The sequence below is a fragment of the Streptomyces sp. NBC_00461 genome (genome assembly GCF_036013935.1).
Taxonomy (GTDB): Bacteria; Actinomycetota; Actinomycetes; order Streptomycetales; family Streptomycetaceae; genus Streptomyces.
Genome location: NZ_CP107902.1, coordinates 642,017 through 656,658 on the forward strand (window position 1 = coordinate 642,017; position 14,642 = coordinate 656,658).

The 14,642-nt window shown below is 70.4% G+C and carries 12 protein-coding genes and 2 pseudogenes; 6 read left to right on the forward strand and 8 right to left on the reverse strand.

The window, feature by feature from the left end; genetic code table 11:
- Positions 1-554 precede the first annotated feature (554 nt).
- The gene (locus OG870_RS03070) at positions 555-704 is read right to left on the reverse strand and encodes a hypothetical protein (protein ID WP_266593712.1); all 150 of its coding nucleotides are present in this window, start codon (positions 702-704) and stop codon (positions 555-557) included.
- Positions 705-1,064: 360 nt separating this feature from the next.
- Between OG870_RS03070 and OG870_RS03075 the strand changes: the two genes are divergently transcribed.
- From OG870_RS03075 to OG870_RS03090, 4 genes are all read left to right on the forward strand, one after another.
- Entirely contained in the window at positions 1,065-2,264 is a 1,200-nt protein-coding gene (locus tag OG870_RS03075; RefSeq protein ID WP_266593710.1) for a glycoside hydrolase family 64 protein, read from the forward strand.
- Positions 2,265-2,623: 359 nt separating this feature from the next.
- Positions 2,624-3,538, forward strand: a complete 915-nt coding sequence (locus tag OG870_RS03080) for an MHYT domain-containing protein (RefSeq protein ID WP_327667771.1) — start codon at positions 2,624-2,626, stop codon at positions 3,536-3,538.
- Positions 3,539-3,751: 213 nt separating this feature from the next.
- Positions 3,752-5,257 (forward strand): metallophosphoesterase family protein, encoded by a 1,506-nt coding sequence (locus OG870_RS03085; protein WP_266593706.1) that lies wholly within the window; start codon positions 3,752-3,754, stop codon positions 5,255-5,257.
- A 79-nt stretch (positions 5,258-5,336) separates the two neighbouring features.
- A complete protein-coding gene (locus tag OG870_RS03090) occupies positions 5,337-6,371 on the forward strand; it encodes an LLM class flavin-dependent oxidoreductase (protein WP_266524494.1) in 1,035 nt (344 codons plus the stop codon).
- Between the two features lie 2 nt (positions 6,372-6,373).
- Here the strand turns inward: OG870_RS03090 and OG870_RS03095 are convergent, their stop codons facing one another.
- Positions 6,374-7,348: a TauD/TfdA dioxygenase family protein gene (locus tag OG870_RS03095; RefSeq protein WP_266593704.1), complete on the reverse strand. Its 975-nt coding sequence runs from the start codon at positions 7,346-7,348 to the stop codon at positions 6,374-6,376.
- Positions 7,349-7,621: 273 nt separating this feature from the next.
- Between OG870_RS03095 and OG870_RS03100 the strand changes: the two genes are divergently transcribed.
- Positions 7,622-8,056 carry a cupin domain-containing protein gene (locus OG870_RS03100; RefSeq protein ID WP_266524490.1) on the forward strand — a complete coding sequence of 145 codons (435 nt, stop codon included), beginning with the start codon at positions 7,622-7,624 and terminating at the stop codon, positions 8,054-8,056.
- On the opposite strand, the gene OG870_RS03105 is transcribed toward OG870_RS03100, so the two are convergent.
- From OG870_RS03105 to OG870_RS03130, 6 genes and pseudogenes are all read right to left on the reverse strand, one after another.
- On the reverse strand, positions 8,057-10,399 hold the full coding sequence (locus OG870_RS03105; RefSeq protein ID WP_266524487.1) for an ATP-binding SpoIIE family protein phosphatase: 2,343 nt from the start codon (positions 10,397-10,399) through the stop codon (positions 8,057-8,059).
- A 76-nt stretch (positions 10,400-10,475) separates the two neighbouring features.
- Positions 10,476-10,943 carry a peroxiredoxin gene (locus OG870_RS03110; protein WP_266524485.1) on the reverse strand — a complete coding sequence of 156 codons (468 nt, stop codon included), beginning with the start codon at positions 10,941-10,943 and terminating at the stop codon, positions 10,476-10,478.
- A complete protein-coding gene (locus tag OG870_RS03115) occupies positions 10,940-11,320 on the reverse strand; it encodes a DoxX family protein (RefSeq protein WP_266524483.1) in 381 nt (126 codons plus the stop codon). Before OG870_RS03115 ends, OG870_RS03110 begins: the two co-directional genes overlap by 4 nt.
- 91 nt (positions 11,321-11,411) lie before the next feature.
- Entirely contained in the window at positions 11,412-12,398 is a 987-nt protein-coding gene (locus OG870_RS03120; RefSeq protein WP_266593702.1) for an NAD(P)-dependent alcohol dehydrogenase, read from the reverse strand.
- A gap of 254 nt (positions 12,399-12,652) precedes the next feature.
- Positions 12,653-13,351, reverse strand: a complete 699-nt coding sequence (locus OG870_RS03125; protein ID WP_405656722.1) for a TetR/AcrR family transcriptional regulator — start codon at positions 13,349-13,351, stop codon at positions 12,653-12,655.
- A 141-nt stretch (positions 13,352-13,492) separates the two neighbouring features.
- Positions 13,493-13,720: pseudogene (locus OG870_RS03130) on the reverse strand (helix-turn-helix transcriptional regulator); the annotation flags it as partial.
- Position 13,721: 1 nt separating this feature from the next.
- Between OG870_RS03130 and OG870_RS03135 the strand changes: the two are divergent.
- Positions 13,722-14,570, forward strand: a pseudogene (locus tag OG870_RS03135) (MFS transporter); the annotation flags it as partial.
- Positions 14,571-14,642 lie beyond the last annotated feature (72 nt).

The following is a 14,642-nucleotide window of genomic DNA, read 5'->3' on the forward strand; positions in this document are numbered from 1 at the left end:
GATGCGACTCCGTTGTCTGATGCCTGACGGTGGGTACGGCCGGGCGTGGCGGCGCGCCGGTTCTGGTGCGGGCGGGGTGGCTTCTCGCCGGGAGGGAGCAGGCCGGCGCCCCGGATCGCGCGGTGGCAGGCGTGATCCGGGACTGCGGCCCAGCCCCGCTCCTCAGGCATGGCGTGGGAACTCGTCGTCGCCGCGCCGACGAACGCCCGCCGGCCTGCCGGGTTCACCACATGCCACTCCTCGCGTTTCCTCTCCATGTCCGTGGCGTAACACTCACCAAGGACATGGGATGGATTAGCAGGGATGGCGCCCCGTGGTGTCTAGAGCTGTGGGCGTAAAAACCTTCGATGGCCAGTAAATTCGAAGAACGTGGGGAGATTTTCCCTTTTCTGTTATCGGTGGCGAGGACCGAGGACTGCTCATACATGGGATGTCTTCCGCTCGGGTGGCGACCGAGAAGAATGGCGAGACATTCGGACGCATGTCACCACATCCCGATCGCCCGTTCACCCGTTCACCCGTTCAGCGGATCAGCGGATCAGCGGATCAGCGGATCAGCGGATCAGCGGACGGTCGACCGTCGGGACGCCGGCCGGCTTGAGGCAGAGCGCCCGGGGAGAGCGCATGCCCGAGATGGCGGCGGCGGTGATCGTGGCGAGGCGGACGATGGCGACCAGTCCTCCAGCACGGGCAGGACTGTGCACGTTCGTGCGTGCTCGGCGAGGATTTCGCCGTGCCCCCGGACCGGCACGCGGCTCGTGGGCACGACGCGCCGGAGCCCTTGGGCTCACCGTGCCGGGTGAACGTCGGATTCGCGGACCCCGGCGGCGAGATCGACGGCGTGCGGGCCTCAAGTGGACATCGGACGCGCACTCCACTGGAAACGACCACGGCGCCCGCGGAGTTCGCTCCGCGGGCTCCTTTCGTCGGCCATGGTTCAACTTATTGACATGCACGCGACCCGGTGCCAGTTTGAGAGCGCTCTCAAAGAGGTCCGGACCAATCCGGACCCATCCCCACAGGTGATTCCCCCCACAACAAGTGAACCCCCACGGAGGTGGAGCGTGCCCAGAAGGCTCACTCACCGGCTCCTGGCCCCGGCAGCGGCGGCCGCGCTGCTCGCCGCGGTCCTCGCCATCCACTCGCCGTCGTCCGCCGACGCCGCGGTGCCCGACACCATCCCCCTGAAGCTGACCAACAACTCCGGTCGCGGCGAACCTGTCTACGTCTACACCCTGGGCACCCTGCTCTCGACGGGGCAGCAGGGCTGGGCGGACGCGAACGGCACGTTCCACGCCTGGCCCGCGGGCGGCAACCCGCCCACTCCCGCCCCCGACGCGTCGATCGCCGGGCCCGCCACCGGTCAGTCGAAGACGATCCGGATCCCCAAGTTCTCCGGCCGGATCTACTTCTCCTACGGCCAGAAGCTCGTGTTCAAGCTGACGACCGGCGGTTTGGTGCAGCCGGCCGTGCAGAACCCGAGCGACCCCAACCGCGACATCCTGTTCAACTGGTCCGAGTACACGCTCAACGACTCCGGCCTGTGGCTCAACAGCACCCAGGTGGACATGTTCTCCGCGCCCTACGCGGTCGGGGTGCAGCGCGCCGACGGCAGCACGGCCACCACCGGCCACCTCAAGCCGGGCGGCTACAACGGCTTCTTCAGCGCTCTGCGTGGACAGCCGGGCGGATGGGCCAACCTGATCCAGACGCGCTCCGACGGCACCGTCCTGCGCGCGCTGGCACCGGGCTACGGCCTGGAGAACGGAGCCCTTCCCGCGTCCGCCATGGACGACTACGTGAGCCGCGTCTGGCAGAAGTACGCGGCGAGCACACTGACGGTGACACCGTTCACCGACCAGCCGGACACGAAGTACTTCGGCCGCGTGTCGGGCAACGTCATGAACTTCACCAACAGTTCGGGAGCGGTCGTCACCAGCTTCCAGAAGCCGGACGCCGACAGCATCTTCGGCTGCCACAAACTGCTCGACGCGCCCAACGACCAGGTACGCGGACCGATCTCCCGCACCATGTGCGCGGGATTCAACCGCTCCACCCTCCTGGCCAACCCCAACCAGCCGGACACCACGACGGCGAACTTCTACCAGGACGCGGTGACCAACCAGTACGCCCGGAAGATCCACGCCCAGATGGCCGACGGCAAGGCCTACGCCTTCGCCTTCGACGACGTCGGCAACCAGGAGTCCCTGGTGCATGACGGCAGCCCGCAGCAGGCGTACCTGACCCTCGATCCCCTCAACTGAAGGCTCAACGCCCCGCTCCCGCACACGGGGTGGCCTGTGTGCGGGAACGGGAACGGGATTCAACACGGTGATGGCGAGCAGACCGAACAGGGCCGTCTCCAGCAGCCAGTTGAGCCAGAAGTCGCGGCAGGAGCAGCCGCGAGGCGCTCGGCCTCCAGGTGGGCGGCCACGCGCCGGGTCTGCCTGACAAATATGACTTCTAAATATGATGTGTGACTGAAACTCGCCCATAGGTGACCGGAGTTAACCGCCGGGAGTTGAGAGTTATTCAGTTACCAGTGGTAATCCCTTGCCTTTACCTGACCTTCACACGTAGACCTTGCTCCACGTTCTGCCATGGCTCTGGGGGGAGTTGGCACATGCACGGCACGGTTGACGGGTTCCGCTATGGCGCGGTGACCCCTGCGGCTGCCTATCTGATGGCCTGTCTGGGAGGGGCGCTGGGACTACGCTGCATCGTCCGGTCCCTGCTCAACGAGGAGTCATGGAAACCCGGTTGGCTGGCGCTCGGCGCCGCGTCGATCGGCTGCGGCATCTGGACGATGCACTTCATCGCCATGCTCGGCTTCCAGGTCAAGGAGACCGGGATCCGCTACGACACGGGTCTCACCCTGCTGAGCCTGGCCCTGGCGATCATCGTGGTCGGCATCGGCGTGTTCATCGTCGGCTACCGCGGCTCCGGCAAGATCACGCTGGGCGTCGCCGGCGTGGTCACCGGTATCGGTGTCGCCGTCATGCACTACCTCGGCATGGCCGCGGTGGAGGTGAACGGCGACATCCGGTACGACCCGCTCACCGTCGCCCTGTCCGTCGCCATCGCCATCGTCGCCGCTACCGCCGCGCTGTGGGCGGCCGTCAGCATCCGCGGCTTCATGACGAGCCTCGGGGCCAGCCTGGTCATGGGTGTGGCGGTGTCCGGCATGCACTACACGGCCATGGCGGCCGTCAGCGTCCATGTGCACGACAACGGCAACGGGGCCTGGGCGGGCGACTCGCCCACCTCCCTGCTGCTGCCCATGCTCCTGGGACCGGCCGTCTTCCTGCTGCTGGCCGGGGTGGTGGTCATGTTCGACCCGCTTCTGGTGCTGGGCGACGGCGAGTGGAGCAGGTCGGCCACGTCCCGGCGGACCTCGGCGGCCAAGGAGGCGAACGAGCCCGTACCGCAGCACAGCAGCGCCGGCTTCGCCGAGCCGGTCGGCCAGGCCCGCCGCCGGCAGGATCACTACGGGACCGCCGCACCGCAGTGGGCCCCACCGCCCGGCCACGACTGGTGATCCGCGGCAGCGTTCCACATGCGGACGGACCGGGCGGTTCAGCGTTCCGTCCGCACGGGATACCGGCCCGTCCGCACGACAAGCCGGCCCTCGGTTCGGCGCACCGGGCGGGCACGCGGCAGGAACCGGTAGGCCGGGCGACCGGCCGAACTCCCGCGTAGGGCAACCCACCCCACCAGGGGCGGAGGAAGCCAAGATTGTTACGGTGCAGCGGTGTCTGACTCTTCACGCGATACCGCCGAAGGCGCCGGCTGGGGCTCCACAGAGCGCGGCGAGTACAAGCGGCTGATGCCGCACAGGGTAGAGAAGCTCTCCTGGCTCAGCCCCAAAACACTGTGGGCCGCTCGCAACGGCGTGCTGGCCTCCTGGTTCGGGGACCCCACGGGCCGTACCCGCAGCAGATGGGTGGCCCAGCGCCAAGCCGCGGGCGCACCCGCGGACAAGGTGATCCGGCGTGAGGATGCGGACCGGTTCTCGTTCATGGTCATCGGCGACACCGGGGAGGGCGACGACCCCCAATACGCGGTGGTACCGGGCTTCTTGAAGGTCGGTCAGGGGACGGACTTCGCTGTCATCGCCAGCGACGTCATCTACCCGGTCGGCAGCGCGGACGACTACGCCACCAAGTTCTTCGGCCCCTACCAGGACTACCGGGCGCCGATCTACGCGATACCCGGCAACCACGACTGGTACGAGGACCTCGGTGCCTTCATGCACGTCTTCTGCGAGGACGCCCCGCCCCTCGCGCCCGAGCCGGCGGCGCGCCCGCTGACCCGGGCCTGGGCACGCGGTCTCCTGTGGCACCGACCGCGCCCGAAGGACGGTCAACGCCTGGACGAGGCACGGCAGTTGCGGTCCGAGCCGGACCAACGGGCCGTCCAGCCGGGCCCGTACTGGGCCGTGGACGCCGGACCGGTACGGATCATAGGCATCGACACGGGCCTGCTCGGCACCATCGACGCCGAACAGGGCGCATGGCTGCGGGAGGTGTCGAAGGGCCCCCGGCCCAAGATCCTCATCACCGGCTCGCCCCTGTACGTCGACGGTGAGCACCACCCCTGCACCATCGAAGGGGGCAACGGCACCGTCGACGACATCGTCCGCGACCCCGAGCACCACTACGTCGCGGCGATAGGCGGCGACATCCACAACTACCAGCGCTACCCGGTCCAGGTGGACGGTCGCACGATCCAGTACGTCGTCTCGGGCGGCGGCGGCGCGTTCATGCACGCCACCCACACCATCCCCCGCGTCGACATCGCGAACGTCACCGAGAAGGACTTCCGCTGCTACCCGCTGCGCGGTGACTCCCTCGCCTTCTACAGCAGGCTCTACGGACGCCGCCTGCGCCTGCCGCGCCTGTTCACCCTCACCGAGCACGAGGCGATGGCCGTGATCGCCGAGCGGCTCGGCATTCCGCCGACCCGTGCCCCGGGCGGGCCGGTACGCGTCACCCGCCGGGCCCGCATCGTGGCCAGTCTGCTGGGTGCCGGCGGCCGCCCCGACCGCACCTCGCGCCTGCGCCTCCCGGTCCGCAAGATCTACACGCAGCTGTTCTCGCCGAGTTCGGCGACGTACAGTCCGCCCTTCTTCAAGTGCTTCCTGCGTCTGGACGTCACTCCGGAGGCGATCCGGCTGCGCTGCTTCGCCGCCACCGGCAACCGCGCCCAGGAGGTCGAACCGCCGGTCGAGGACGAGTTCACCATTCCCCTGACCTGAGCTTGAAAGTGGGAACACTTCCTGCGGGGATCCGGTTGACGCTGCCGTAGACCTTGATCGACGAACGACGGAGGACGCTGTGTCGCCGACCTCACGCCCCTTGCGCAAGCTGGGTTTCCTGACCATCGGCCTGTTCGACGAGACGGATCCGCGCCGGGGGCACGAGTCCACGCTGGAGATCATCGAACTGGGTGAGCGGCTCGGCTTCGACAGCGCATGGCTGCGGCATCGTCATCTCCAGTACGGCATCTCCTCCCCCGTCGCGGTGATGGCGGCGGCCTCGCAGCGCACCAGTCGTATCGAGCTGGGCACCGCGGTCATCCCGCTCGGCTGGGAGAACCCGCTGCGCCTGGCCGAGGACCTGGCAACGGTCGACATCCTGTCCGGGGGCCGGATCAACCCGGGTGTCAGCGTCGGCCCGCCGATGCACTACGAGCAGGTGAAGGAGGCGCTGTACCCGGACACGGCCGAGGCCGAGGACTTCTCCTACGAGCGGGTGCGGCGCCTGCTGGACCTCGTGCGGGGCAAGAGCGCGACGGACTTCAGCGGTGTCGAGGGCTTCGAGGTGTTCTCGGACCGGGTGCAGCCCCACTCCCCCGGTCTGGGGCGCCGGCTCTGGTACGGCGGTGGGAGTCTGGGTTCGGCGCGCTGGGCCGGTGGGCACGGCATGAACTTCCTCACCAGCAGTGTCGTGAAGGCCGAAGGGGCGGGCGGGGAAGGGGACTTCGACTTCGCGGAGATCCAGCTGTCCCACATCCGCGCCTTCCGGGCCCAGCACCAGGACGGCGAGAACGCGCGCGTCTCGCAGGGCCTGGTCGTCATCCCCACCGACTCCGCCTCGCCCGGCCAGCGCGCGAAATACGAGGAGTACGCGGCCAGGCGCACCCCTCGCACGACCTCACCCCAGGGCCCGGCCCGCCTGATGTTCGCGCCGGACATCGTCGGCACCTCCGAGGAGATCGCCGAACGCCTCCACGCTCATGCCGCGTTCCGCGAGGTGGACGAGGTGGCGTTCGCGCTGCCGTTCACCTTCGAGCACGAGGACTATGTGCAGATCCTCACCGACATGGCCACGAAGCTCGGTCCCGCGCTGGGCTGGCAGCCCGCCGTCTGAGGTCACCAGCGGCCCGGCTCCATTCCGGTGACCGGCTGCGACGGTCTACCGTCCACGCCTACGGGTACGTCGCCCGTCAGCATCACCCGGTGCATGATCCGCGGGACGTCGAGGTGGGTGTTGTCGCTGGGGGCGAGGTGGATGGTGGCCCGGTTGTCCCAGAAGGCCACGCTGCCCGGCTCCCAGCGGAACCGCACCGTGTACTCGGGCCGGACCGCCTGCTCCAGCAGCATGTCGAGGATCGCCCGGCTCTCCGGGCGGGAGACGTCGGTGATCTGCTCGAGGTAGTAGCCGTTGACGAACAGCACCCGCTCGCCCGTCTCGGGGTGCACGCGCACCAGCGGGTGCTCGGAGGCGACCTGATGGTCCAGCAGGTGGCGCAGGTAGCTGTCGTCGCCTGGGCGCGGCTGGTAGCCGACGCCCAGGCGGTGCTCTGCGCGGAGCCCGTCGACGAACGCCCGCACGGGAGCGGAGAGTCCGGCGTAGGCGGCCGCCAGGTTCGACCATGTCGTGTCACCGCCGTAGGGCGGTACGGTCTCGGCGCGCAGGATCGTCGCGGCCGGCGGGTCGATGCGCGCACCGTGGTCGCAGTGCCAGCCGCGCAGCAGCGTGTGCCGTCGGCGCTGCAGCCACTCGTCGTGCTCCATGCCGAATCTCCCGCCCAGCTCCAGGCGGTCGGCGGTCGTCTCGACCTCGGGGACGTCCGGCGGCGAGGCAGTGCCCCGTTTGCGCAGCACGACGGGCTTGCCGAAGCGGCGCGCGAATGCCACGTGCCCGGCGTGGTCGAGTCGCTGCCCGCGGAAGAACACCACCTTCCAGCGCAACACCGCCGCCCGGATCGCGGCGACCACGGCGTCGTCCGGTGCGGAGGCGAGATCGACCCCTGTGATCTCGGCTCCGATGTGCCCGGCGACCGGTTTCACCTCGATCGCCGCGGCCTGTTCGACGCCCGTCACCGTGTCCCGCTCCATCGTCATACGCGCTCCGATGATCACCGGACCGACTCGGCTCGGCCGGCCCCGCATCCGATCTTCGCAGGGAACGCGGGGGATGTTCCATACCAGATTCCCGGGCTCACGGACGACAAGAAACCCGCGGACGGGTACGGGAGCGGACCGCGGTATGACGCCTGAGTACGGATTGAATCATTCAGGCCCCAACTGCCTTTGTGGGCATCTATGTTCACGTCGTCACTCGATCTTCGTCCCCTCGACCCTTGTCGCCAGTCCCTCGTCTCGGGAGGCCTTCACATGCGCAATGCGCTCCGTACCGCCGTCGTCGGCGCGGTCGTCACCGGCACCGTTCTGACCTGCAACACCGCCGGAGCCACGCCGCCCGGCCCGGGGGTGACCGGGCGGCTGATCAGCCAGACCACCGTCGGGGACACCGACTACGTCGTCCGGGAGATCACCGTCCCGCCCGGCCAGAGCACCGGCTGGCACTACCACGACGGCACCGTCTACGGCTTCGTCCGTCAGGGCACCCTCAGCCACTACCACGCCGACTGCGCCGAGGACGGCGTCTACAGGACCGGCACCACCGTCCGCGAGCCGGGCGGACCGAGCGATGTCCACCTCGGCCGCAACGAGGGCACCACACCGCTGATCCTGGACGTGCTGTACATCCTGCCGCACGGCGCGCCCTTCTCGGAGGACGTGCCGAACCCGGGCTGCTCGTTCCAGTGATCACTGCGGGGTCAGCGACTGTTCGGCCCAGATCGTCTTGCCCTGGCCCGTCTGCCGACTGCCCCAGCGCTGGGTGAGCTGGGCGACCAGCAGCAGTCCGCGGCCGCCCTCGTCGAAGGCGTGTGCCCGGCGCAGGTGCGGTGAGGTGGAACTGCCGTCGGACACCTCGCAGATGAGGGTGCGGTCACGGATCAGCCGCAGTTGGACGGGGGGTGAGCCGTACCGGATCGCGTTGGTGACGAGTTCGCTGACGACGAGTTCGGTGACGAACGCGGCCTCGTCCAGGCCCCAGGCGGTCAGTTGCTCGGTCGCCGCTTGCCGGGCCGCGGCCACGCGCTCCGGATCCGGGGTGATGTCCCAGGTCGCGACCCGGTCCTCACGCAGCGCCCGGGTGCGCGCCAGCAGCAGCGCCACGTCGTCACCGGGCTCCTCCGGCAGTACGGCCTTGAGGACCGTGTCGCACAGCGTGTCGAGGGTGTCGGCGGGGGCGGTGAGCGCGCGGCACAGTTCGTCGGTGGCGTGGTCGACGTCGCGGTCGCGGTCCTCGATCAGGCCGTCGGTGTACAGGGCGACCACGGAGCCTTCGGGCAGTTCCAGCTCGGTGGCCTCGAAGGGCAGGCCGCCGACGCCGAGCGGGGGCCCGGCCGTCATGGGGATCACGCTCGCGGTGCCGTCGGGCAGCACGAGCGCGGGCGGTGGGTGGCCGGCCGCGGCAAGGCTGAGGCGACGCGAGACGGGGTCGTAGACGGCGTACAGGCAGGTTGCGCCGAACTCGGCGGCCTCGGCGCCGCTGTCGTCCGACGCCAGGTGGATGACCAGGTCGTCGAGGTGCGTGAGGAGTTCGTCCGGCGACAGGTCCACGTCCGCGAGGGTGCGTACGGCCGTACAGAGGCGGCCCATCGTCGCCGAGGACGGGATGCCGTGTCCGACCACATCGCCGACGACCAGGGCGACACGGCTGCCGGACAGCGGGATGACGTCGAACCAGTCACCGCCGATGCCGACCGGCGAGCCGCAGGGCAGATACCGGTGGGCCACGTCGACCGCTGCCTGTCCGGACAGTCCCCTCGGCAGCAGGCTGTTCTGCAGCGCCAGTGCGGTGGTGCGCTCGCGGGCGAAGCGGCGCGCGTTGTCGATGCAGACCGCGGCCCGGCTGGCGAGTTCCTCGCCGAGAACGGCGTCGTCGTCGCCGTAGTCGTCGGGATTCGCCATGCGGACGCCGACCGCGACGCCCAGCGTGATGCCCCGGGCCCGCAGCGGCACCGCGAGCATCGAGTGGACGCCCCTGCGGTACGAGCGGCCCGCGGGCGCCCGCGTGTTGCGCTCGGCGACCCACCGCATGAAGTCCGGCTCGCCCGCATGGCTGAGGACCGCCCGCCCCGTGTGCAGGGCCTTCGCGGTCGGCGAGAACGACGGGTAGATGTCGGTGTCCCCGACGTGCACGGCGGCCTCGGGCGTGCCCTCGGTGGCGGAGCCGTGGGCGACCCGCCGCATCATGACGTCGGCGTCCGGCATCACCGGCCGCTCCTCCGCGCCGAGAACCCAGTCGAGCAGGTCGACACTGGCGAAGTCGGCGTACCGGGGCACCAGGAGTTCGATGAGTTCCTCGGCGGTGCGGATCACGTCCAGGGTGGTGCCGATGGAGGCCGCCGCCTCGTTCAGCAGCGCCAGGCGCTGGCGGGCCCAGTACTGCTCGGTGCTGTCGAACGCGGCGAGCCCGACCGCGTACACCTCACCGGAGGGCTCCCGCAGCGGCCACATCTCCGTGGTCCAGGCATGATCCCGATTCAGTGCCGGGGCACCGCCGTAGCTCTCGTAGCGGCTCGTGCTGCCCGTCTCGGCCACATGGCGCAGATGGGCCAGGAAGCCGCTGCTGTGCTCGGCGTCCGGCACCGTGTCAGCGAAGAACCGGCCGAGCAGGGCGTCCTCAGGCACGCCCATGACGCGGGACGCGGCGTCGTTGAGGCGCAGATAGCGCTGGCGGACGTCGAAGACGGACATCGACATCGCGGCCTGCTGAAAGGCTCGGCCGGCCAGGACGGAACGGTGGTGGTCACCGGCGGGCTCGGCCGTGATCACGTAGCCGCCGGGTTCGCCGGCCCCGGTCGACATCACGCACGCCCGCACCATGAGCGGGACGGCGGAGCCGTCGCGATGCCGCACCATGACGGTGCCGGTCAGCGCCCCGACGGCCTCGGGCAGGGGTTCCTCGGCGAGCAGGTCCCGCACCGGCCGGCCCACCGCCTCGCCCGCCGGGTATCCCGTCAGCTGCCGGGCGCCCTCGCTCCACCCTGTCACGATGCCGCGGGCGTCCACGACCGCCGCGTTAGAGGCGTGCTCCATAGCCTTCAGAATGGTGCTTTTGTCCCACTGCTTCAACCGAAACGGAGGACCGGCCGGGTCCTCCGTTTCGCGGATGTCACTTCTGTTGTGCGCGCAGAGCGGCCAGGGCCCGGTCGGCGTGGGTGTTCATCCGCAGTTCGCTGCGGACGATGTCCAGGACGGTGCGGTCCTGGGCTATGACGAAGGTGACGCGTTTGGTGGGTGCCAGGGTGAAGCCGCGCTTCACGCCGAACAGCTCGCGGACCGTTCCGTCGCTGTCGGAGAGCAGCGGCATGCCGAGCGTGTGTCGGCCCGCGAACTCCTGCTGGCGTTCGACGGGGTCGCCGCTGATGCCCACGGGCTGGGCGCCGACGGCGGCGAACTCAGCTGCCAGATCGCGGAAGTGGCAGGCCTCCGCCGTGCAGCCGGCGGTCAGGGCTGCCGGGTAGAAGAAGAGCACCACCGGCCCGTCGGCGAGCAGTTCGGACAGCATGCGGGGGGTGCCGGTCTCGTCCGGCAGTTCGAAGTCGTCGACCTTGTCACCGATGGCGAGGCGTTCCGTCACGACCGTCCCTCCCCGCTCCTCGCGACGCTGCGGGCCCACAGCACGAGGGGCAGCTGCAGGGGCAGCCGTCCCAGGGCCGCGGCCTTCTGCGGGGTGGGGCGGTGGCGCCAGTCGACGGCCATCTTCACGTTGGCGGGGAAGACGCCGACGAAGAAGGCGGCCGCGGCCAGCGCCGAGGCCTTGCGGGTGCGGGGCAGTGCGATGCCCGCGGCCAGTGCCAGTTCGGCGGCGCCGCTGACGTACGTCCATGTCCGGGGCGCGCCCGGCAGGGCACGCGGAATGGTCGCGTCGTAGGGGCTCGGCGCGGCGAAGTGGGTGACACCTGCTGCGGCCAGCAGGCCGGCGAGCAGCAGGGGCGAGCGTTCGGACCGTGGCACGGTTCCTCCTCTGGTGACCTGCCGGGCGATGTTACCGGAGGGTAGAGGGGCGACGTCCCGGGCGTCCGGCATGGGCGGGCCTTCCGCTCTCTCACACCACGGTGACCACGGCCTTTCCGCGGGCGTGCCCCTGTTCCATGTGGCGCATGCCGTCGGCGACGTCGGCCAGGGGGTAGGTCCGGTCGACCACGGGGGTGAGTGTGCCGGCCTCGATCAGTTCGGTGACGGTGAGGAGGTCGTCGTGGGTCGGCCCGGCCGGGGCCGACGGGAGGATCACACGAAGCTGCTGGCGGACGAGGGCATTGACCGTGACCAGCCGCAGCATGGCTCCCATCGCTCCGAAGAGGTGACCGGGCGAGCCGCCGCCGTTGGCGACGAGGGTCCCGGTCGGGGTGAGCGACCGGCGCAACCGGTTCAGTGGGTGGTTGCCGACGTTGTCCAGGATCACGTCGTACCGGACGCGCCCTTCGGTGAAGTCGTTCCGGGTGTAGTCGAGGACGTGCGCGGCGCCCAGTGAGCTCACCAGGTCGGCGTTGCGGGCGCTGCACACCGCGGTGACCTCGGCGCCCTGGGCTGCGGCGATCTGTACGGCGAAGGTGCCCACGCCGCCGGCCGCCCCGTTGACGAGCACCCGTTGCCCGGCCCGCACCCGGCCCACCGTCCGGATGCCGCGCAGTGCGGTCACCGCCCCCATCGGCACTGCGGCGGCCTGCTCGAAGGTGAGGCGGGAGGGTTTGGGCACCAGCAGGTCCGCGGTGGTGCGGGCGTACTGCGCGAAGGCGCCCTGGCAGAAGCCGAGCACCTCGTCGCCGGGCTGGAGCCCGTGTACGTCGGCGCCGACCGCCTCGACCCGTCCGGCGGCGTCGATTCCGGCCACCCGGGACTTGGGCCGGGTCAGCCCCACTCCTCCCAGCCGTGCCACATAGGGATCACCGCGCATCATGTGCCAGTCGTAGGGGTTGAGCGCGGCGGCGTGCACCTGCACGAGCACCTGACCGGCCCCGATCTCGGGCCGGTCGGTCTCCCTCAGCCGCAGTATGTCCGGCGGGCCGAACCGTTCCTGAACGATCGCCTTCATGCGCCTCCCCCTTCACCCCCTCCTGATCGCCGGTCACGGCACCGGTCGACCAGCAGCGGGGACATGAGGTGTACGGCGTACGCCTCTGCTGGCACGGTAGGTGTACGCCGTACACCCGTCAAGGGGCGACGTGGACCGCAGCGGGGAAGAGGTGCGTCCTGGACGGCGACTTCAGGAGGACAGAAGGCCTGGGCGGTGACCCCAGACGGACAGAAGGTCTGAGGCGGCCGCCGCCAGGGCTTGTGCCCATGGGCTCAGCCGCGGTCGGCGCCCTGGAGCCGCTCAAGGCCGTCCAGCGTCAGGTCGAGGGCGAACTCGAACTCGAACTGGTCGTCACAGCCCGAGCCGACGACGGACTGCTCGTCGTGGGCCACCGCCATGGCCAGTTCGGTGATGTGGGGATAGCGAGCGGCCATCTCCTCGGGCGGGAGGGCGTCCGGATCGGGCGCGCCGTCGGAGGTGTCCCGGAACAGCTCCTGGGAGAAGCCCAGCAGGCGGCTGCCCATGACGTGCATCGCGTGATGGAGCAGGTCGATCGAGAATCCCCCGGCCCGGAAGATCCCGATCATCGAGTCCAGGTACTGCATGACCGCGGGGGTGGGGGTGGCCCGCGCCTTCATCCGCGCCTCGATGACCGCGGGCGCCCACGGGTGGCGCAGCAGCATGCGTCGGGCCGACAGCACGCGCAGGCGAACGGCGTTCTTCCAGTCGGTGCCGCGGGCCGGTGGGTCGATCTCCCCGACGAGGGCGTCGATCATGCCGTCCAACAGCTCGTTCTTGTTCGCCACATGCTTGTACAGCGCCATGGGTACGACATCGAGTGCCTGCGCGATCCTGCGCATGCTGAGCGCGTCGACTCCGCCTTCGTCGGCCAGGGCGACGGCGGCCCGCAGTACCCGCTCCTTGCTCAGGGGTGTGCGGGGCTGTGCTGCGGCGCCGACCTGCGTGGCCATCGCGACCATCCCCTCTCGGCCCGCCCGTCCGGGCACTGCCCGGAGCCGGCCCTCGTTTGCCTTGACGAAGGTACAGCGTCCACCCGGTGCACTCCCTGCGAGGTATACGGCGTACGCCCGCGACGCCGCCGTATACCGGCCCTAGGCGCGGCGGTTGTGGGTGCCGGGGGTGTAGCCGAAGGAGCGGCGGAAGACGTCGATGAAGGCGCTGGTGGAGGACCAGCCGCAGTGGTGGGCGACCCTGGTGACGGGTGCGTCGTCGGCCAACATGCGCAGGGCGTGGTGCAGCCGGGACTGAGTGCGCCACTGCGGGAAGGTCACGCCGAACTCACTGCGGAAGAGGCGGCTGAGGGTGCGCTCCGAGACCCCGGTCGCGGTGTCCGGGATCGGTGTGGCCGCCTTCCATCCGGAGGCGGCGCGCGCGGCCCGCGCTGCCGCGGGCAGCAGCAACACGGCGATGGGCTGGTTCTCCTTCGGCGGCAACATCGGCTTCGCGCTCGCACCACTCCTCGTCGCCGCCGTAGTCGCCACCGGGGGCCTGAACGCCTCTCCCCTGCTGGTCGTCCCGGCGCTGGCGGGGGCGGCGCTGTGCGCGGCCGCGGTGCGTTCCTCGGGGAGCCGCGCGGCGGATTCCCATGCAGTTGCCGCCCCCGACGTCGACGACTGGGCGTCGTTCGTGCGGCTGTCCGGTGCGATCGTGTGCCGCTCGATCGTGTGCCGCTCGATCGTCTTCGTCGGCCTGAGCGCCTTCGTCTCGCTCTACGTCCGGCAGCGGACGGGCGGCGGCGAGGCGGCCGGCACAGCGGCACTGTTCGTGTTGTACGGGGGCGGCGCGCTGGGCACGATGGCCGGGGGCCGGCTCGCCGACCGGTACGGACGCATCGCGGTGGTGCGGCGGTCGTACGCCCTGACCGTCCTGGCCGTCGCCGGCGTGATCCTCGTACCCGGCCCGGCGGTCTATCTGTTCGTCGCCCTCACCTCGGCAGGGCTGTACGTCCCCTTCGCACTGCACATCACGCTCGGCCAGGACTTCCTGCCGCGACGGCTGGGCACCGCGAGCGGGGTCACCCTGGGCCTGACGGTGAGCGTCGGCGGGCTCGCCGCCCCGGACCAGGGTGCGCCGGCCGACGACACCTCGCTGCGGACCGCCCTGGTCCCGCTGATCGTGCTGCCCGCCCTGGGCCGACTGCTGTTGTGCGGCCTGCGCGAGCCCGTCCCGGCGGTGGAGCCGGCGCCCGTACGGCAGCCACCCCGCCGACGCCCCGCGCCACCTCGGCGTGAGCCGGCGTCG

What these genes read in the sequence shown, in the direction of transcription:
- OG870_RS03100 (WP_266524490.1), top strand. Translation starts at nt 7,622, where the DNA reads ATGCGCAATGCGCTCCGTACCGCCGTCGTCGGCGCGGTCGTCACCGGC.
- OG870_RS03080 (WP_327667771.1), top strand. Translation starts at nt 2,624, where the DNA reads ATGCACGGCACGGTTGACGGGTTCCGCTATGGCGCGGTGACCCCTGCG.
- OG870_RS03095 (WP_266593704.1), bottom strand. Translation starts at nt 7,348, where the DNA reads ATGACGATGGAGCGGGACACGGTGACGGGCGTCGAACAGGCCGCGGCG.
- OG870_RS03120 (WP_266593702.1), bottom strand. Translation starts at nt 12,398, where the DNA reads ATGAAGGCGATCGTTCAGGAACGGTTCGGCCCGCCGGACATACTGCGG.
- OG870_RS03105 (WP_266524487.1), bottom strand. Translation starts at nt 10,399, where the DNA reads ATGGAGCACGCCTCTAACGCGGCGGTCGTGGACGCCCGCGGCATCGTG.
- OG870_RS03125 (WP_405656722.1), bottom strand. Translation starts at nt 13,351, where the DNA reads ATGGCCACGCAGGTCGGCGCCGCAGCACAGCCCCGCACACCCCTGAGC.